Annotated in this window: 15 protein-coding genes; 13 read left to right on the top strand and 2 right to left on the bottom strand. The window is 40.5% G+C overall.

The window, feature by feature from the left end:
• Positions 1-128: 128 nt before the first annotated feature.
• From L6410_RS06875 to L6410_RS06845, 7 genes are read left to right on the top strand one after another with little or no spacing between them, the layout of a single operon-like run.
• A complete protein-coding gene (locus L6410_RS06875; protein ID WP_237395185.1) occupies positions 129-1,010 on the top strand; it encodes a substrate-binding domain-containing protein in 882 nt (293 codons plus the stop codon).
• Between the two features lie 10 nt (positions 1,011-1,020).
• Positions 1,021-1,869 (top strand): phosphate ABC transporter permease subunit PstC, encoded by an 849-nt coding sequence (gene pstC / locus L6410_RS06870; RefSeq protein WP_160863816.1) that lies wholly within the window; start codon positions 1,021-1,023, stop codon positions 1,867-1,869.
• Between the two features lie 3 nt (positions 1,870-1,872).
• On the top strand, positions 1,873-2,724 hold the full coding sequence (pstA, locus tag L6410_RS06865; protein WP_023370888.1) for a phosphate ABC transporter permease PstA: 852 nt from the start codon (positions 1,873-1,875) through the stop codon (positions 2,722-2,724).
• Positions 2,717-3,466: a phosphate ABC transporter ATP-binding protein PstB gene (gene pstB, locus L6410_RS06860; RefSeq protein ID WP_023370886.1), complete on the top strand. Its 750-nt coding sequence runs from the start codon at positions 2,717-2,719 to the stop codon at positions 3,464-3,466. Before pstA ends, pstB begins: the two co-directional genes overlap by 8 nt.
• Positions 3,466-4,107 (top strand): phosphate signaling complex protein PhoU, encoded by a 642-nt coding sequence (phoU, locus tag L6410_RS06855; protein WP_024397407.1) that lies wholly within the window; start codon positions 3,466-3,468, stop codon positions 4,105-4,107. Before pstB ends, phoU begins: the two co-directional genes overlap by 1 nt.
• 5 nt (positions 4,108-4,112) lie before the next feature.
• A complete protein-coding gene (locus L6410_RS06850; protein ID WP_024391925.1) occupies positions 4,113-4,790 on the top strand; it encodes a winged helix-turn-helix domain-containing protein in 678 nt (225 codons plus the stop codon).
• Positions 4,783-6,474: a sensor histidine kinase gene (locus L6410_RS06845; protein ID WP_237395184.1), complete on the top strand. Its 1,692-nt coding sequence runs from the start codon at positions 4,783-4,785 to the stop codon at positions 6,472-6,474. The genes L6410_RS06850 and L6410_RS06845 overlap by 8 nt, the downstream gene beginning before the upstream one ends.
• Before the next feature lie 8 nt (positions 6,475-6,482).
• On the opposite strand, the gene L6410_RS06840 is transcribed toward L6410_RS06845, so the two are convergent.
• Positions 6,483-7,739 carry an ISL3 family transposase gene (locus tag L6410_RS06840; protein ID WP_237395183.1) on the bottom strand — a complete coding sequence of 419 codons (1,257 nt, stop codon included), beginning with the start codon at positions 7,737-7,739 and terminating at the stop codon, positions 6,483-6,485.
• 144 nt (positions 7,740-7,883) lie between these two features.
• The gene (locus tag L6410_RS06835) at positions 7,884-9,545 is read right to left on the bottom strand and encodes an Rqc2 family fibronectin-binding protein (RefSeq protein ID WP_237395182.1); all 1,662 of its coding nucleotides are present in this window, start codon (positions 9,543-9,545) and stop codon (positions 7,884-7,886) included.
• Positions 9,546-10,303: 758 nt separating this feature from the next.
• On the opposite strand from L6410_RS06835, the gene trpX reads away from it, so the two are divergent.
• The 6 genes from trpX (at position 10,304) to L6410_RS06805 (ending at position 16,619) form a co-directional block, all read left to right on the top strand.
• Positions 10,304-11,302: a tryptophan ABC transporter substrate-binding protein gene (trpX, locus tag L6410_RS06830; RefSeq protein ID WP_272877468.1), complete on the top strand. Its 999-nt coding sequence runs from the start codon at positions 10,304-10,306 to the stop codon at positions 11,300-11,302.
• 14 nt (positions 11,303-11,316) lie between these two features.
• On the top strand, positions 11,317-12,183 hold the full coding sequence (locus L6410_RS06825; RefSeq protein ID WP_024391921.1) for an ABC transporter permease: 867 nt from the start codon (positions 11,317-11,319) through the stop codon (positions 12,181-12,183).
• Positions 12,180-12,938, top strand: coding sequence for an ABC transporter ATP-binding protein (locus L6410_RS06820; protein ID WP_237395180.1), 759 nt, complete (start codon positions 12,180-12,182; stop codon positions 12,936-12,938). The genes L6410_RS06825 and L6410_RS06820 overlap by 4 nt, the downstream gene beginning before the upstream one ends.
• A 349-nt stretch (positions 12,939-13,287) precedes the next feature.
• Positions 13,288-13,770 carry a prolyl-tRNA synthetase associated domain-containing protein gene (locus tag L6410_RS06815; protein ID WP_237395179.1) on the top strand — a complete coding sequence of 161 codons (483 nt, stop codon included), beginning with the start codon at positions 13,288-13,290 and terminating at the stop codon, positions 13,768-13,770.
• 350 nt (positions 13,771-14,120) lie between these two features.
• The gene (locus tag L6410_RS06810) at positions 14,121-15,782 is read left to right on the top strand and encodes a ribonuclease J (protein ID WP_237395178.1); all 1,662 of its coding nucleotides are present in this window, start codon (positions 14,121-14,123) and stop codon (positions 15,780-15,782) included.
• A gap of 60 nt (positions 15,783-15,842) precedes the next feature.
• Positions 15,843-16,619 (top strand): alpha/beta hydrolase, encoded by a 777-nt coding sequence (locus L6410_RS06805; protein ID WP_237395177.1) that lies wholly within the window; start codon positions 15,843-15,845, stop codon positions 16,617-16,619.
• Positions 16,620-16,623 lie beyond the last annotated feature (4 nt).

Here is a 16,623-nt window from a genome sequence, read left to right as displayed (position 1 = left end):
AGAAGTTTCTTATTGGAACTACTCTCTTTTTTATGTTTTCTTGCAATTTTACAAAAACTTTACAAAAAATAGGCAATATATTTGATAAAGAATTTGTAAAATGTGTTCATAAAGAAAAGGAGTTATCTATGAAACACACATTTCGTTTTGCAAAAATTGCTGCAGTAGGTTTGGCTAGTTTGGGTCTTCTTGCTGCTTGTGGACAATCTTCAACTGATACAGCTGATCAACCAATCACGGTAGTTTCGCGTGAAGAAGGTTCAGGAACTCGCGGTGCCTTTATTGAATTGTTTGGAGTAGAAACCAAAGATGCAAATGGTGAAAAAGTTGATAACACAACAAATCAAGCTATTGTAACAAATTCAACAGCTGTTATGTTACAAACTGTAGCGGGGGACAATACTGCAATCGGTTATGCTTCACTCGGTGCCTTGGATGGAAATAGTAAAACACTTGAGATTGATGGCGTTGCTGCAAGTGTTGATACCATCAAATCTGGTGAATACAAAATTGCCCGCCCTTTCAATATTGTTACACAGGCAAGTGTCTCAGAAACAGCTCAAGACTTTATCAATTTCATTTTAAGTACAGAAGGTCAAGCAGTAGTTGAGAAAGCTGGCTATATTCCTGTCGATGCTCAAGGTGAATACAAGGCTAGTGTTACTTCAGGAAAGGTAACTGTTTCAGGTTCTAGTTCAGTCAACCCAGTAATGGAAAAACTGAAAGAAGCATATCAAAAAGTGAATGCTGGTGTAACTGTTGAAGTTCAGCAAAGTGATTCATCGACAGGTGTTACAAACGCTATTGAAGGTAGTGCAGACATCGGTATGGCTTCACGTGAATTAAAAGATTCTGAAACGTCAGCTGGTGTATCAGCAACAGCTATTGCTATCGATGGTATTGCAGTGATTGTGAACAAGGATAATCCAATTAATGGATTAACAAGTCAAGAAGTACAGGACATCTTTACTGGTAAAGAAACTAAGTGGTCAGCCTTTACTTCAAACTAAGGGGAGTTTCATGCGTCAATTCAGAGAAACCGGTATGCAAGCAGTCTTTTTTCTGGCTGCCTGCATTTCCGTTTTATCAGTTATTTTTATTTGTGCCTTTCTATTTTCGGCAGGTTTACCAGCTATTCAAGAAATTGGCTGGGGCAATTTTCTATTTGGTCTAGAGTGGAGACCTTCTAATCAAATTTTTGGTATTTTGCCAATGATTATTGGGTCTGTTTATGTTACTTTTGGTGCCTTACTGATTGGGGTTCCAATTGGTATCTTAACAGCACTCTTTCTTGCTTTCTTTTGTAAGGAAAAATGGTACCCCATTTTTAAACGAGCAGTTAGTTTGATGGCAGGAATTCCCTCAGTTGTATATGGATTCTTCGGTTTGGTAGTTTTAGTGCCATTTGTTCGGAATTATGTTGGTGGGCACGGTATGGGAGTGTTGACGGCATCAATACTCTTGGGCATCATGATTTTGCCAACCATTATCAGTATATCCGAAGCATCGCTACGTGCTGTTCCAGAATCTTATTATCAAGGTGGGCTTGCTTTAGGTGCATCGCATGAACGGAGTATTTTTTTCGTCGTTCTACCTGCAGCACGTAGAGGTATTTTAGCCAGCGTCATTTTAGGTTTGGGTCGTGCTATGGGGGAAACAATGGCTGTCATTATGGTAGCCGGTAACCAAGCGTTGATTCCAACTTCCATTACATCAGGTGTACGGACATTGACAACAAACATCGTAATGGAAATGGGATATTCAACTGATTTACATCGTGAAGCCTTGATTGGTACGGCAGTCATCTTGTTTGTATTTATTTTAATCATCAATTTGGCTTTCTATCTCTTATATAAAAAGGAGGACTAAGTAGTGTCATTTTTTAAGAAACAAGATAGTGATGACCGCTTGTCCCTCTTTTTGAGACTGGTAGTCTATCTATCTGCTAGCCTTGCTGGATTAGCAACCGTATTTATTGTGGGCTATATTTTACTGAAAGGGATTCCTTTTCTTAGACCAGAATTATTTTCCTGGACCTATAATAGTGAAAATGTTTCAATGTTACCAGCCTTACTAAATACGATTTTAATGGCTATTTTAGCCTTGTTGATTGCCCTACCCATTGGTATCGGTGCTTCTGTTTACCTAACGGAATATGCTAAGTCAGGTAATCCACTTGTCACAGTTGTTCGGCTGGCAACAGAAACCTTATCCGGAATCCCCTCTATTATTTATGGATTATTTGGAGCGCTCTTCTTTGTAAAATTTTTAAATCTAGGCTTATCGATTATTGCTGGTGCGGCGACGTTAAGTATTATGATTTTACCTTTGATAATGCGTACAACAGAAGAAGCTTTATTATCAGTTGAAGATGGGTATCGTGAAGGTAGTTTCGCGCTCGGGGCTGGAAAGTTACGTACAATTTTTCAAGTTGTTCTACCATCAGCCTTGCCTGGTATCTTTTCAGGTGTTGTTTTGGCCTTGGGGCGTGTGATTGGTGAGTCTGCAGCTCTTATCTTCACTGCAGGTACAGTGGCGGAAGTTGCTAAGAGTTTAACGAGTTCAGGACGAACATTGGCTGTACATATGTACTTGATTTCTGGCGAAGGTATCTATGTCAATCAAACCTACGCTACAGCAGTTATTCTCTTGATTCTCGTTATCGTGATGAACCTTTTATCCGAATGGATTGCAAATAAATTAGGAAGAAATAAGCATGAGTAAATTTAGCATTCAGGACTTGGATCTGTACTATGGAGAATTTCAAGCCTTAAAAAATATCAACTTGGATATTCCAAGTAATCAAATCACTGCCTTCATTGGCCCATCTGGTTGTGGTAAGTCAACCCTCTTGAAAAGCCTGAACCGGATGAACGATTTAGTGAAAAATTGCCGTATCACTGGTAAAGTATTATTGGACCAGGAAGATATTTATACGGACATGAAAACAACAGTACTTCGTAAAAAAGTGGGAATGGTTTTCCAGAAACCAAATCCTTTCCCGATGAGCATTTATGATAACGTGGCTTACGGTCCTCGAACTCACGGAATTCACAATAAATTAGAGTTGGATAAAATTGTTGAAAAATCATTGCGTCAAGCAGCTATCTGGGATGAGGTAAAAGATCGTCTTAACAAGTCGGCTTTAGGTTTGTCTGGTGGCCAGCAGCAACGTCTCTGCATTGCGCGTGCACTTGCTATTGAGCCAGAAGTTTTGTTGATGGATGAACCAACAAGTGCTCTTGACCCAATTTCCACAGCTAAAATTGAAGAATTGGTGCTGGAATTGAAAAAAGATTATACCATTATCATGGTGACGCACAACATGCAGCAGGCTTTGAGGGTTTCAGACCAAACAGCTTTCTTCTTGTTGGGAGAAGTTGTGGAATGCAATAAAACCAGCGCTCTCTTCAGTATGCCTGAAGATCCACGTACAGAAGACTACATTACAGGGAGGTTTGGCTAATGCGGTCACGATTCGAAAGTCAGTTAGAAGATTTGCAAAAAGATATGGTCTTTATGGGTGCCCTCTGCGAAGAGATTATCAACCGTTCACTCGATGGGCTCAATGGTCCTGAAAGTCTTGATCAAGAGCGTATTCAACAAACCTACCTGCAAATTGAGGAGTTAGAGCGAGATATCGAAGCACGCTGTATCAAATTGCTCTTGCGCCAACAGCCAGTTGCTAGAGACCTACGAACTGTTTCCTCAGCCCTAAAAATGGTGTATGATATGAAACGAATCGGAGCCCAATCCTCTGAAATTGCGGATCTAATCAGCCGTAACACAATTGATTTGGTGGATGAAATTCCTTTGGTTAAAAAAATGGCAGAGCAGGTTACCCAGATGGTTGTTGGTAGTTTGGATGCCTTTGTAAAGGAAAGCGATCGATTAGCACATGAAGTGATTGAAAAAGACGATACAGTTGACCAATATTTTGGTACAATAAAAGAAAAACTAGCCAATTATTTAGGGAACCATTCTGCAAATGGGGACCAGGCCATTGACTTGTTGATGATTGCTAAGTATTTAGAACGCATTGGGGATCACGCTGTAAATATCGCTAAATGGGTTCATTACGCTATCACAGGTCAATTAGAAGGGTAAAATAAATGATCTACTGTGTTGAAGATGATGATGCCATTCGTGAATTAATGATCTATAGCCTCAAGACCGCTGGTTTTGAGGCTAGAGGTTTTGCTGATGCTGAAGCTTTTTGGCCAGTCATTGAACAAGAATTACCAGACTTGGTTTTATTAGATGTAATGATGCCAGGGCAGGATGGAATTTCCATTTTACAGGAACTAAGAAGTCAGTCCTACACACGCGATCTCCCTGTTGTGATGGCAACGGCTAGAGGAACGGAAATCGATAAGGTTCAAAGCCTGGATCTTGGTGCTGATGATTACCTGGTCAAACCCTTTGGAATGATGGAAATGATTTCACGTATTAAGGCTGTTTTACGGCGAAGTCAGCGAAATCAACCATCGGATCTTTGTTGCTTTGGCGATATACAGATGGATGTAGAGCGACATAAAGTATCGGTTAGAAATCGGAAAGTTGAACTGACATTGAAGGAGTTTGAATTGCTCCATTTGCTCCTAAAAGCACCTCAGAAAGTATTTAGTCGTCAAGAATTATTGGACAGGGTTTGGGGACAGGACTTTCTCGGAGAAACCCGTACAGTTGATGTGCATGTTGGAACCTTACGTCAGAAACTGGGGAGTGCAGGTGGGTACATAAAGACTGTTAGAGGTGTTGGTTACCAACTGGAGGAAGAAGATGACTAAGAAAATTTTTCGAACAGTTTTGCTGTCTTCGATGTCCATCTTCTTAGGTACCATTATCCTTATCTTAGGGTATTTATATCACTACTTTACAAATTCACAGTTAGATCAATTAAGGCTCCAAACCAGTCTCATTACACAAGCAGTTGAGGAGGATGGACAGACCTATCTGGATCAAATTGATTTGCAAGATTTGCGTGTTACCTGGATTGCACATGACGGTCAAGTGCTTTATGATTCTGAAAAAGATGTCAAACAATTAGACAACCACAGCAATCGTGAAGAAGTGGTGGAAGCACTCGAAACTGGTTATGGTGAGAGTATTCGACAATCAGCCACTTTAACCCAGCGATTGCTCTATACTTCTCAACGCTTAAATGATGGTACAGTGATTCGCTTAGCTATCGCACAGAAAACGATTGTTGTTTTATTATGGAATCTAGCACCATGGGTTAGTCTACTATTTTTGATTTCTGTTTTTGCAGCAATCCTCCTAGCAAGACTAACCTCAAAAAAACTACTTGCACCTTTAGAAGCAATTGATTTGGATAAACCATTAGACAATGAAGTCTACGCGGAACTCCACCCTTTGCTGAAACGTCTGGATTACCATCAATCACAACTTGCTGAAAAAGAAACCTTATTGCAACAAAAGCAAGATGAGTTTGACACCATTATCTCCAAGATAAGAGAAGGAATGGTTATTGTGGATGCCAAGGGGCATTTGGTTAGTTACAATGGAGCAGCCAGCCAACTACTTGATTTTCAATCTGATGATTTTGGCCAATCCTTGCCTTTCTTTCAACGGAATCTTGGCCTGAAAAGTCTGATGGATACCGTTTTGAATGGGCAAAAAGTGGAGTCCATTTGTGAAATAAAAGATAGTCAGTACAAGGTTATTGCCAGACCTATTTTGACAGACAAACTCCAATCCGGAGCAGTTTTTCTATTTTTTGATGTGACTGAACAATATTATCTTGATAAGTTACGGAGAGAATTCACAGCAACGGTATCACACGAATTGCGGACGCCTTTGCATATTTTATCAGGCTATTCTGAAATTCTCAGGGCTAATGTGGTTTCTCCTGAAAATGTACAATTATTTTCTGAAAAAATTTATCAAGAGTCACAGCGGATGATCCAATTGGTTGAAGATATTCTTCAATTGACGCAACTAGACGAGGGGCGGACAATCAGTAAAGAACCGATCCACTTCAAAGGAGTGATCCAACAGGTGGTTGCTAGTCTACAAGAAAAAGCAGATCAGCGAGGGATCTCAATTCAATTTGATGGGGATGAGGTTGATTTTACCGGCAATCCCGCTCTCATACAATCCATTGTGTATAATTTGTGTGACAATGCCATCAAATATAATAGAGATGGTGGTCAGGTCACAATTGATCTATATCAAGATCAAGAACACATTAATCTAGAGGTTCGAGATACCGGCATTGGTATTTCGCAAGCTGATCAGGAACGTATTTTTGAACGTTTTTATCGTGTGGATAAAAGTCGTTCAAAACAAGTGGGGGGGACAGGCCTCGGACTTTCAATAGTGAAACATGCCTTACAGGTTCATGGTGCAAGTGTCCAAGTATCTAGTCAACTAGGTCAAGGCACCACAATGACTGTTCACTTTCCAAAAAATGGGTATAGAAAAGGGCTCTTTGTCAACTGTAGTGGGTAGATGAAAAGCTAACACCTAGAGAGGACGAACTTCGTTCTCTCTTTCTTTATGTTCAAAGCAATCAAAATCCGTTTTTTAAAATTTTCAAAGTTCCTGAAACCAAAGGCATTTCTTTTAATGACTTTGATGAGATTATTGGTAGCTTCCAGTTTGGCGTTGGAATAAGGCAATTCCATGGCGTTTAAAACCTTGTCTTTATCCTTTAGAAATGTCTTAAATACCGTCTGAAAAATAAGATTAACAGTGGCTACTTCCTGTTCGATGAGGTCAAAGAAATGGTCTGAGTTCTTCTCTTGGAAATGGAATAAGAGCAATTGATAGAGTTCATAGTGCTGTCGTAGTTCCTTGGAGAAAGACAGGAGTTTTTCTAGGATTTCCTTGTTAGTCAAATGCATTCGAAACATAGGGCGATAAAATCGTTTATCGCTGAGTTTACGGCTATCTTGTTGTATCAATTTCCAGTAGCGTTTCAAGACTCGGTATTCCTGCGATGTTCTGTCGAATTGATTCATAATTTGAATACGGACACGGTTCATAGCCCGGCTAAGGTGTTGAACAATATGAAAGCGGTCTAGTACGATTTTTGCATTCGGAAAAAGCTGTTTAGCAAGTTGATAATAGGGACTAAACATATCCATGGTAATCACTTTGACCTGATTTCTAACCTTTCTAGGATAGCGTAGAAAGTGGTTTCGGATGGTTGCTTGAGTTCTTCCGTCGAGAATGGCGATGACATTTAGGGAGTTGAAATCTTGAGCGATGAAGCTCATTTTCCCCTTCTTGAAGGCATACTCGTCCCAACTCATCACCTCAGGTAGGGTATTCCAATCCGTTTCAAACTTGAACTCATTGAGCTTTCTCATAACTGATGATGTTGAGATAGCTAGCCTGTGTGCGATATGTGTCATTGCTTGATTTTCGATGAGTAATTGGGCAATTTTCTGGTTAACAGCGACAGATATTTGATGGTTTTTCTTAACAAGAGGAGTTTCAGCGACCGCCATTTTCCCACATTCTTTACACTTGAAACGACGCTTTTTAAGGCGGATAAGGAGTGGATAACCAGCGGTTTCTAGGTAGGGAATTTTTGATGCTTTCTGGTAGTCGTACTTAGCCATTTGTCCCTTGCATTTTGGGCATTTAGGAGCCATGTAATCCAAGTAACCGTGGAGTTCTAAGTGAGTTCCCATATCATATTCATCAGTGATAGTGATATTTTTGTCTTTAATTCTGAGAAAATTTGTGATAAGATTTAGTTGTTCCATATGAGTCTTTCTAAAATGATAGTTTGAGCACTTTTCATTATAGGTCATATGGGACTTTTTTTCTATACTCAAAAAGGCTCCATAATCTCCACGGTGGTTTTACCCACTACAGAAATTATAGAGCCTAGAAAAGAACCATGAAAATCAATTGATTTTCATGGTCTTTATTTTTTCTTCTGTTGGGGTGACTCGGAGGGTTTTCTGACCGCGGTAGGTCACAAAACCTGGCTTGCCACCTGTTGGCTTATGCAGTTTCTTGGCTTCAATCATATCGACTTGAACCAAGTTGGAATGTCTAGCCTTGGAGAAGTAGGCAGCCAGTTCAGCCGCATCTGTCTTGACTTCGTCACTTGGGTCCAAGTTGTCTGTGATGACCACGTGGCTACCTGGAATGTCTTTGGCGTGGAACCAGAGTTCGCCCTTTTTAGCCATTTTGAAGGTCAATTCATCATTTTGCAGGTTATTTTTCCCGACCAGAATAATGGTCTTCCCGTCCGTTGCCAAGTAACGTTCCGGTTTCTGACGCTTATGGATTTTCTCACGATGACGGCGTTTGAGGTAGCCTGTTTCAATCAACTCCTCACGGATTTCGTCGATTTCTGCCAAACTAGCCTGTCCCAGCATGGTATCAACGGACTCCAGGTAGACAATAGTCGCCTTTGTTTCCTCAATTAAGTTGGTCAGGTGCTTGACTGCCTCCTTGAGTTTCTGGTATTTCTTGAAATACCGCTGGGCATTTTGGCTAGGAGTGAGAGCCACGTCCAACTCAATTTCCAGCTCCTGGCCCGTATAGTAGTTGTCTAAGCACACACTCGGCTGGTCGTTGGGCACCTGATGCAGATAGGTGGTCAGGAGCTCACCCTTTTGCCGCACCAACTCCGCCGTCTCCGTATCCGCCAATTCCTGCTCCTGCTTGACCAGCTTCTTGCGATTCTTCTCTAACTCACTGGCCACCCGCTTGATCAGCTCATTGGCCTGTTGGGCCACCCGATCCCGCTCCGCCTTGTCCTGATAGTAGAAGTCCAGCAGACTGCTCAGGCTCTCAAAGTGTGGCTGGTTTTCAGGGCTATTGGCAAATGGCAGAGCAGCATAGGACTTGTCTGTCAGGCTAGGCTGTGCAGCCTGGTCAAAAAAGGCACGGAAGTTCTTCAGGCGGTCTGTCTGCAAATGACTGGCCAGTTCAGAAGCCGTGTCCCGACCCAAACCTTGAAAGGCCTGTTGGAGATTTTTTGGACTCAGTTCCTGAGTCGATAAGATTTCAAATAATTTCTCGTCAGATACCGTGTAAGGATTGAGAGAATGCGTCTTCGGTGGTCGAATGTAGGTGGAACCAGGCAAGATAGTTCGGTAGGAATTTTGCGAGAAACCGACATGCTTGATAGCCTCGATAATCTTCTGTTCAGACTTATCTACCAAGATAATATTGCTATGTTTCCCCATAATTTCTACGATCAAGGTAGCTTGGATATGGTCTCCAATCTCATCTTTGTTGGACACCGAAAACTCTAAGATGCGATCGTTTTCTAACTGTTTAATTTCCTCGATAACCGCACCTTGTAAATACTTCCTCAGAATCATGGTAAAGGTATTAGGCACCTTAGGATTTGTAAATTCTGTTTGAGTGAGCTGGACACGGCCAAAAACGGAATGTGCAGACAAGAGCAATTTATGGCTCTGGCGGTTGCTTCGGATGTTCAGAACAATTTCCTGTTCAAAGGGCTGGTTGATTTTCTGAATCCGCCCACCTTCTAAATTGGCCCTTAACTCAGCCGTCATGTGATGTAAAAAAAATCCGTCAAAAGACATGGTTTTCCTCTTTCTAATCGCTATAACTCAGTCTAGTATATCATATTTTATAGATATTTTGATGAGACTCAGCACGTAGCCGGAAGAAAAATTTTCAGAAAATTTAATCAAAAGCCTTGACAAAGACTTTTTGATGCCGTATAATTTTTTTAATCAGAAGAAGTAGTAAAGCAGAAGTCTTCAGGGAGCCTGTGGTACTGAGAACGGGTGGCGGAGTTTTATGAAATGGGCTGATGTGCAGAATTGTCTGTATTCAGACTTGGGTGCACAAATGATTGTTTGGCATAGCATACTTTGCGTAGACTGTTTTGGCTGAGTACGAGGCAGGTCGACGCAGCTTATACTGGCGGTATAGCAAGGAGAGCTAACAAAGTACTCAGCCAAAACAGTCACGCAAATGAACTTAAAACAATGATAGTTCGGTCCGCACACCTTACAGTGCAACTCCTTGTTAGAGGAGATGAGATATGGGAGGATTCTATACAATTCCCATAAGTGAGGTGGCACCGTGTCATTGACGCCCTCGCAGGTTGGTTTTTCCTGCGGGGGCTTTTCCATTGTCTTCGTAGAGTGCTTTTATATTGTGTCACGTTCGGCTTGCCTAACTTGAGTTATGTCTGCGCCTCCGTTCCTTATCTAAAAGCAATCTACTTTGACAATTATTAACAAAACGAGGTAATCATGATGAAACGATGGCGATGGTGGAATAGTATACTGATGATGTAGGATTTGTTTATTAAAAAGGAGAATTAGATATGATGAAAAATAAGAATTTACTTGCTACAATTATTGCCCTTACTGTGATGGTGGTTGCTGCCTTGTTTTTGACGCAAAAAGAACAGAACAATTCAACGAATAGCACAGAAAAAGTTAAAATTGGGGTCCTCCAATTTGTGACGCATGATTCACTAGACGAAATTTACAAGGGAATCAAAGCAGGACTTGAAGAAGGTGGCTATACAACAACTGAGAATCTCTCTATTGATTTTATGAATGCAGAAGGTGATCAGTCACAGGTTCAAACCATGAGTAAAAAATTGGTGGACAATGGCAATGAGCTATTGATTGGTATTGCGACACCTGCTGCACAGGGATTAGCAAACGCTACGACAGAATTACCTATCATCATGGGGGCTGTAACAGATCCTGTTGGGGCTAACTTGGTAACTGACTTGAAAAATCCTGATGGAAATATTACAGGGGTATCTGACCAAACACCAGTAGCAGATACTGTTTCTCTGATTAAAGAAATTACACCAGATGCAAAAACAATCGGTGTTCTTTACTCCTCAAACGAAGACAATTCAAAAATTCAAGTTGCTGAATTTAAGGCAGCAGCAGAAGAGGCTGGCTATACAGTTCTTGAATATGCAGTTGCATCAAGCAATGAATTGGCTTCTACTGTGGAGGTGGCAAGCAGCAAGGTAGACGCCCTCTTTACCCCAGTAGATAATACGGTTGCATCTGCATTTTCAACAGTTGTTTCTGTGGCGAATAAAAGCAAAACGCCGATTTTCACAAGCGTAGCAGACATGGTCGAAGGCGGTGGTATCGCATCTGTTACCCTCAGTCAATATGATTTGGGTGTTGCAACTGGTAAAATGGCTGCAAAAATTCTTGATGGTGCGAATCCAGCGGATACACCTGTACAAATTTTTAATGAAGGAACCGTTGTCGTTAACCAAAAAGTTGCTAAAGAATTAGGAATTACCTTGTCAGATGATGTGATCAATCAGGCAAGTAAAGTTATTGAATAAAACAAAGGATAGTTATGATTGTATCAACAGTTTCACAAGCTCTTTTATGGGCTGTACTTGGTTTAGGAATATTCGTCACGTTTAGAATATTGAATTTTCCAGATATGACGACCGAAGGCTCTTTTCCTCTAGGAGGAGCAGTTGCTGTTACCTTGCTCACTCAGGGAGTTCATCCTGTTTTGGCAACTTTGGCAGCTGTTTTGGCAGGGTGCATGGCAGGATTAGTTACGGGCTTGCTATATACCAAGGGGAAAATCCCCACGCTTTTGGCTGGTATATTAGTGATGTCCTCCTGCCATTCTGTTATATTATTTATCATGGGTCGTGCTAATTTGGGCTTGTTGAATACGAATCGTTTACAAGATTTACTTCCTTTTTCTGATCAGGTCAATAGCTTGTTGTTAGGTTTGGGAAGTGTTGCCTTAGTGATTGCAGCTTTGATGTTCTTCCTATATACAAAACTTGGACAAGCTTTTATCGCGACAGGGGACAATCCAGATATGGCGCGTAGTTTTGGTATCCACACCAGCAGAATGGAATTGCTCGGTTTAGTACTTTCAAACGGGATTATTGCTCTTGCTGGAGCCTTAATTGCACAACAGGAAGGCTATGCGGATGTTTCTCGCGGTATTGGTGTCATTGTGGTCGGAATGGCTAGTCTCATCATAGGTGAAGTTCTATATGGAAATCTGACCATGCTGGAGCGATTATTGGCCATTGCTGTAGGAGCTATCTTTTATCAATTCTTAATTCTCGGTGTTATTTCACTAGGAATCAATACTAGCTACCTTCGTATCTTCTCTGCTATGATTTTGGCAATCTGTCTCATGGTTCCCGAGTTGAAAAATAAAGTGTTGAAAGGAGCTAGTTTGTCAAGATGAAAGCAATTGTAGAATTAAAAAATGCTACTAAAGTAGTGACCAATGGATTTAATGAAGAGCGTGTCATCTTAGATAAGGTAAATCTGACCATCTACCAAGGGGATTTTATTACAATTTTAGGTGGTAATGGAGCTGGAAAGTCAACACTTTTTAATGTCATTGCAGGAACCTTGCCCTTGACCAGTGGTTCAGTTCATATTCTTGGTGAGGATGTGAGCAATTGGCCTGCAGAGAAGCGGGCAAAATACTTGGCTCGTGTCTTTCAAGATCCGAAAATGGGAACAGCTCCTCGTATGACGGTGGCTGAAAACCTGCTCATCGCAAAATACCGTGGCGAGGGACGGGGTTTGGTACCACGTAAATTATCTCAACAGATAGAGGAATTTGCTCAACTCTTACCGCGAGTTGGAAATGGTTTGGAAAAACATTTGGAAACGCCAGCGGGGCTTTTATCAGGTGGTCAACGTCAGGCATTGAGTCTTTTGATGGCGAGTTTGAAACAACCAGAATTATTGTTATTGGATGAGCATACTGCTGCACTTGACCCCAAAACCAGTCAATCCTTGATGCAGTTAACAGATGAATTGATTGCGACTAAGGGAATGACTGCGCTTATGGTAACTCATCAGATGGAAGATGCTTTGCGTCACGGCAATCGATTGATTGTCATGAAAAATGGTCAGATTATTCAGGATCAGACTGCTGAAGAAAAATCTAAGATGAAACTGGAAGATTATTATAAGTTGTTTGATTAAGAACCTGTAGTCATAGTTCAGTACTTCTAAGTCTAGTTTTAGCAAAAAAACTAGACTTAACTCAAAGCATTTCACTTGTGAATACAGGTCCTAAAGTCTGGAGCAATCCAGGCTTTTCTTTTCCTTTGAGTGATGTAAAAAATGAAGTATACTATACTTATAATAATATCAGTCATTTGAATTAGCTTTGATACGTCGTCACTTTCGGCTTGCTGTACTCTACTAAAGTGACTTGTTTCGCAAGTCTTACTTCTAACCTAGAACAGCCCACTAGGCTGTTCTAGCTACCTGCATCTTAGTACCTTGTCTGAAAGCTAATTCATTCGATTATACATAGAGAGGTGGCGTCATGGAAAACCTTGTTTTTAATAAACTGGCAGAATTAGGAATTGATTACGAGTTTATTGAGCACCCAGCTGCTTTGACCACAGAAGATGCGGATCGCTTTATTGAAGGATTAGAAGGAGTTCGCACCAAGTCTATGTTTCTGACAAACAAAAAGAAAACAGCTTTCTATTTGTTGATCATGGATGACCAGAAACAGTTAGATATGAAGCACTTTCGTGATTTGGTTGGAGCCAATCGTATTCGGATGGCTTCTAGTGATAGTTTGATGGAAAAGATGCATTTGCCAGCTGGAGTGGTCTCTATTTTTGGTTTGTTGCATAATATTGAAAAGGATATTCAAGTCTATTTTGACAAAGAAATTTTAGCTCAACCCATACTAACTTTTCATCCAAATGTGAATACCAAAACAATTTTTGTCAAGACTAAGGATGTTTTACGTTTTGTTGAGGAAATTGGTTTTTCAGTCCATATCGTTGAATTGTGATGAAGTATGAAATAGTTAGTTTTTCAATTTTGTAAGAATGTTTATGGACTTGGTTCGCATGGACGTCATCAAATGGAGACAAAAGTGATTTTGTTACAAATTTATTTATAGGAACTTCGTTGATTTTCAGCGGAGTTTTTGTAAATTTTCTTGAAAAAATGTATAATAGAAACGATAGCTATATAGAAATATGGATTTAGAAATAGTTTTGATGATGATGGATTTTTCAAACTCATTTCATAAAAAATGGAAATTCGGATATAGCAGACTGTAATTCGACTTGGAACTCCCAAGGACCGTTGGTAAGAAAAATAAAATGGACACCTGTGGGATGTCCAAAAGGAGTAAAGATGAGCACAATTAAAATTATGGCTCTTGGTGGTGTTCGGGAAAATGGGAAAAACCTCTATATTGCCGAAGTAAATGAGCATATATTTGTTTTGGATGCGGGTGCAAAGTATCCAGAAAATGAACAACTTGGTGTGGATGTTGTCGTTCCGAACTTTGAATATTTGGAAGAAAATAAGCACCGAGTAGCAGGAGTCTTTTTATCGCATGGTCATGCGGATGCTATCGGGGCGCTTCCATACCTTCTGGAAAAAGTGAAGGTGCCGGTATTTGGTTCGCATTTGACGATTGAATTAGCAAAATTGATTGTTAAAAATAATAATGCAACGAAAAAATTCAATGATTTTCATGTAATCAATGAGAAGACTGAAATAGATTTTGGGGATTCGGTTGTTTCTTTCTTCCAAACAACTCACTCCATTCCTGAAAGCTTGGGAGTGGTGATTAAAACGGATCAAGGCAATATTGTCTATACTGGTGATTTTAAATTTGACCAGGCGGCAGATAAATTCTACAAGACTGATTTTAGTCGCTTAGCTGAGATTGGTAATGAGGGAGTTTTAGCGCTCTTGTCTGATTCTGCCAATGCAGACAGCAGTGAACAGGGTGCAAGTATGCATGAAGCAAGGGAAGAAATTCTCAATACAATTGCCGATTGGGATGGTCGTATCATTGTTGCAGCAGTTGCCAGCAATATTGTCCGTATCCAACAAATTTTTGATGCTGCGGAAAAAACAGGTCGCCGTATTGTCTTAACGGGTCATGACGTAGAGAACATTGTCCGTACAGCTATTCAACTGAAGAAGTTGCATCTTGTCAGTGAAAAACTACTTGTGAAGCCGAAAGACATTGCGAAGTATGAGGACCATGAGCTCATTATTCTTGAAACAGGTCGTATGGGTGAGCCTTTGAATGGCTTGAGAAAAATGGCTATCGGTAGACACAGGTATGTTGAAATCAAGGATGGAGATCTAGTGTATATTGTTACGACTCCAAGTATTTCAAAAGAAGCGGTGGTAGCCCGTGTTGAAAACTTAGTGTACAAAGCTGGTGGTGTTGTACAATCCATTGCGAAGAAATTGCGCGTGTCAGGTCATGGGAATTCTAGAGATCTTCAATTGATGATGAATATCATGAAGCCTAAATATCTTTTCCCAATCCAAGGGGAATACCGTCAATTGGAGGCTCATGCAAAAGCTGCTCTTGAAATCGGTATGTACCCAGAGAATATTATTATCGTCAAACGCGGTGATGTGATGTCCTTCGAAGATGGAGACTTTGTTCACAATGGTGCCGTACCTTCTGGTGATGTGATGATTGATGGTAATGCAATCGGTGATGTTGGAAATATTGTTCTGCGTGATCGTAAAATTCTCTCTGAAGATGGCATCTTTATTGTAGCTATCACAGTCAATCGTCGTGAAAAGAAAATTATTTCTAAGGCTAAAGTCAATACCCGAGGATTTGTCTATGTCAAGAAGAGTAAGGATATCTTGCGTGAGTCCTCAGAGTTAGTGAATGCAACAGTTGAAAATTACTTTACAAAAGATAGTTTTGACTGGACAGAGTTGAAAACTGCTGTTCGCGATGACCTCGCTAAATTCCTATTTGAACAGACTAAACGTCGCCCAGCTATTTTGCCAGTGATTATGGAAGTTAAATGAGATTAATAAATTTGTGAAGAGCCGAGGATAACTCAGGCTCTTTCCAATAAGGAGAAATATATGGCTATTATGAAAATAGAATATCACTCGGAAGTATTGGATATGTCTAGGCAGGTCAATGTCCTTTATCCAGACCGGAATCGGGTTGAAAATCCAGATGATAAAGACATTCCTGTTTTGTATCTCCTACATGGAATGGGAGGGAACCACGACTCTTGGCTCAATCGGTCGACAATTGAACGACTGGTTCGCTATACCAATCTCATTGTTGTTATGGTCAATACAGATAAGGGCTGGTATACCAATACTACTTATGGTATGAATTACTATGACGCCTTTGCGATTGAATTGCCTCAGATTTTGAAACGCTTCTTCCCAAATATGTCTAATCAGCGCGAAAAGAACTTTATAGCTGGTTTGTCAATGGGTGGTTATGGTGCTTTTAAATTGGCACTGGGGACAAATCGTTTTTCTTACGCAGCATCCTTGTCAGGAGCTCTCCAGTTTGATTTTGACAATCCCGCCTCAGCGTCCTTGGGAAATATGGCCTACTGGCAGGGAGTCTTTGGGGATATTTCTGACACAAAAAATCCAAATAGCTTGCTAGAAATGGTCAAACAATCGGATAAAAAAACAAAGTTCTATGTCTGGTGTGGGGAAGAAGATTTTCTCTTTGATGGCCATCAAAAGGCGGTTGATGCTTTAAAAAATGCGGGTTTGGATATTGAAGCAAGTGTTGGTCCTGGCAAACACGAATGGTATTATTGGAACCAGCAGATTGAAAAGGTTTTATCCTGGTTACCAATTGATTTTGAATTAGAAGAAAGATTATCTTAAGTTT

The organism is Streptococcus parasuis, from assembly GCF_021654455.1.
GTDB classification, from domain to species: Bacteria; Bacillota; Bacilli; order Lactobacillales; family Streptococcaceae; genus Streptococcus; species Streptococcus parasuis.
This window is presented reverse-complemented; position numbering and strand designations above follow the sequence as displayed.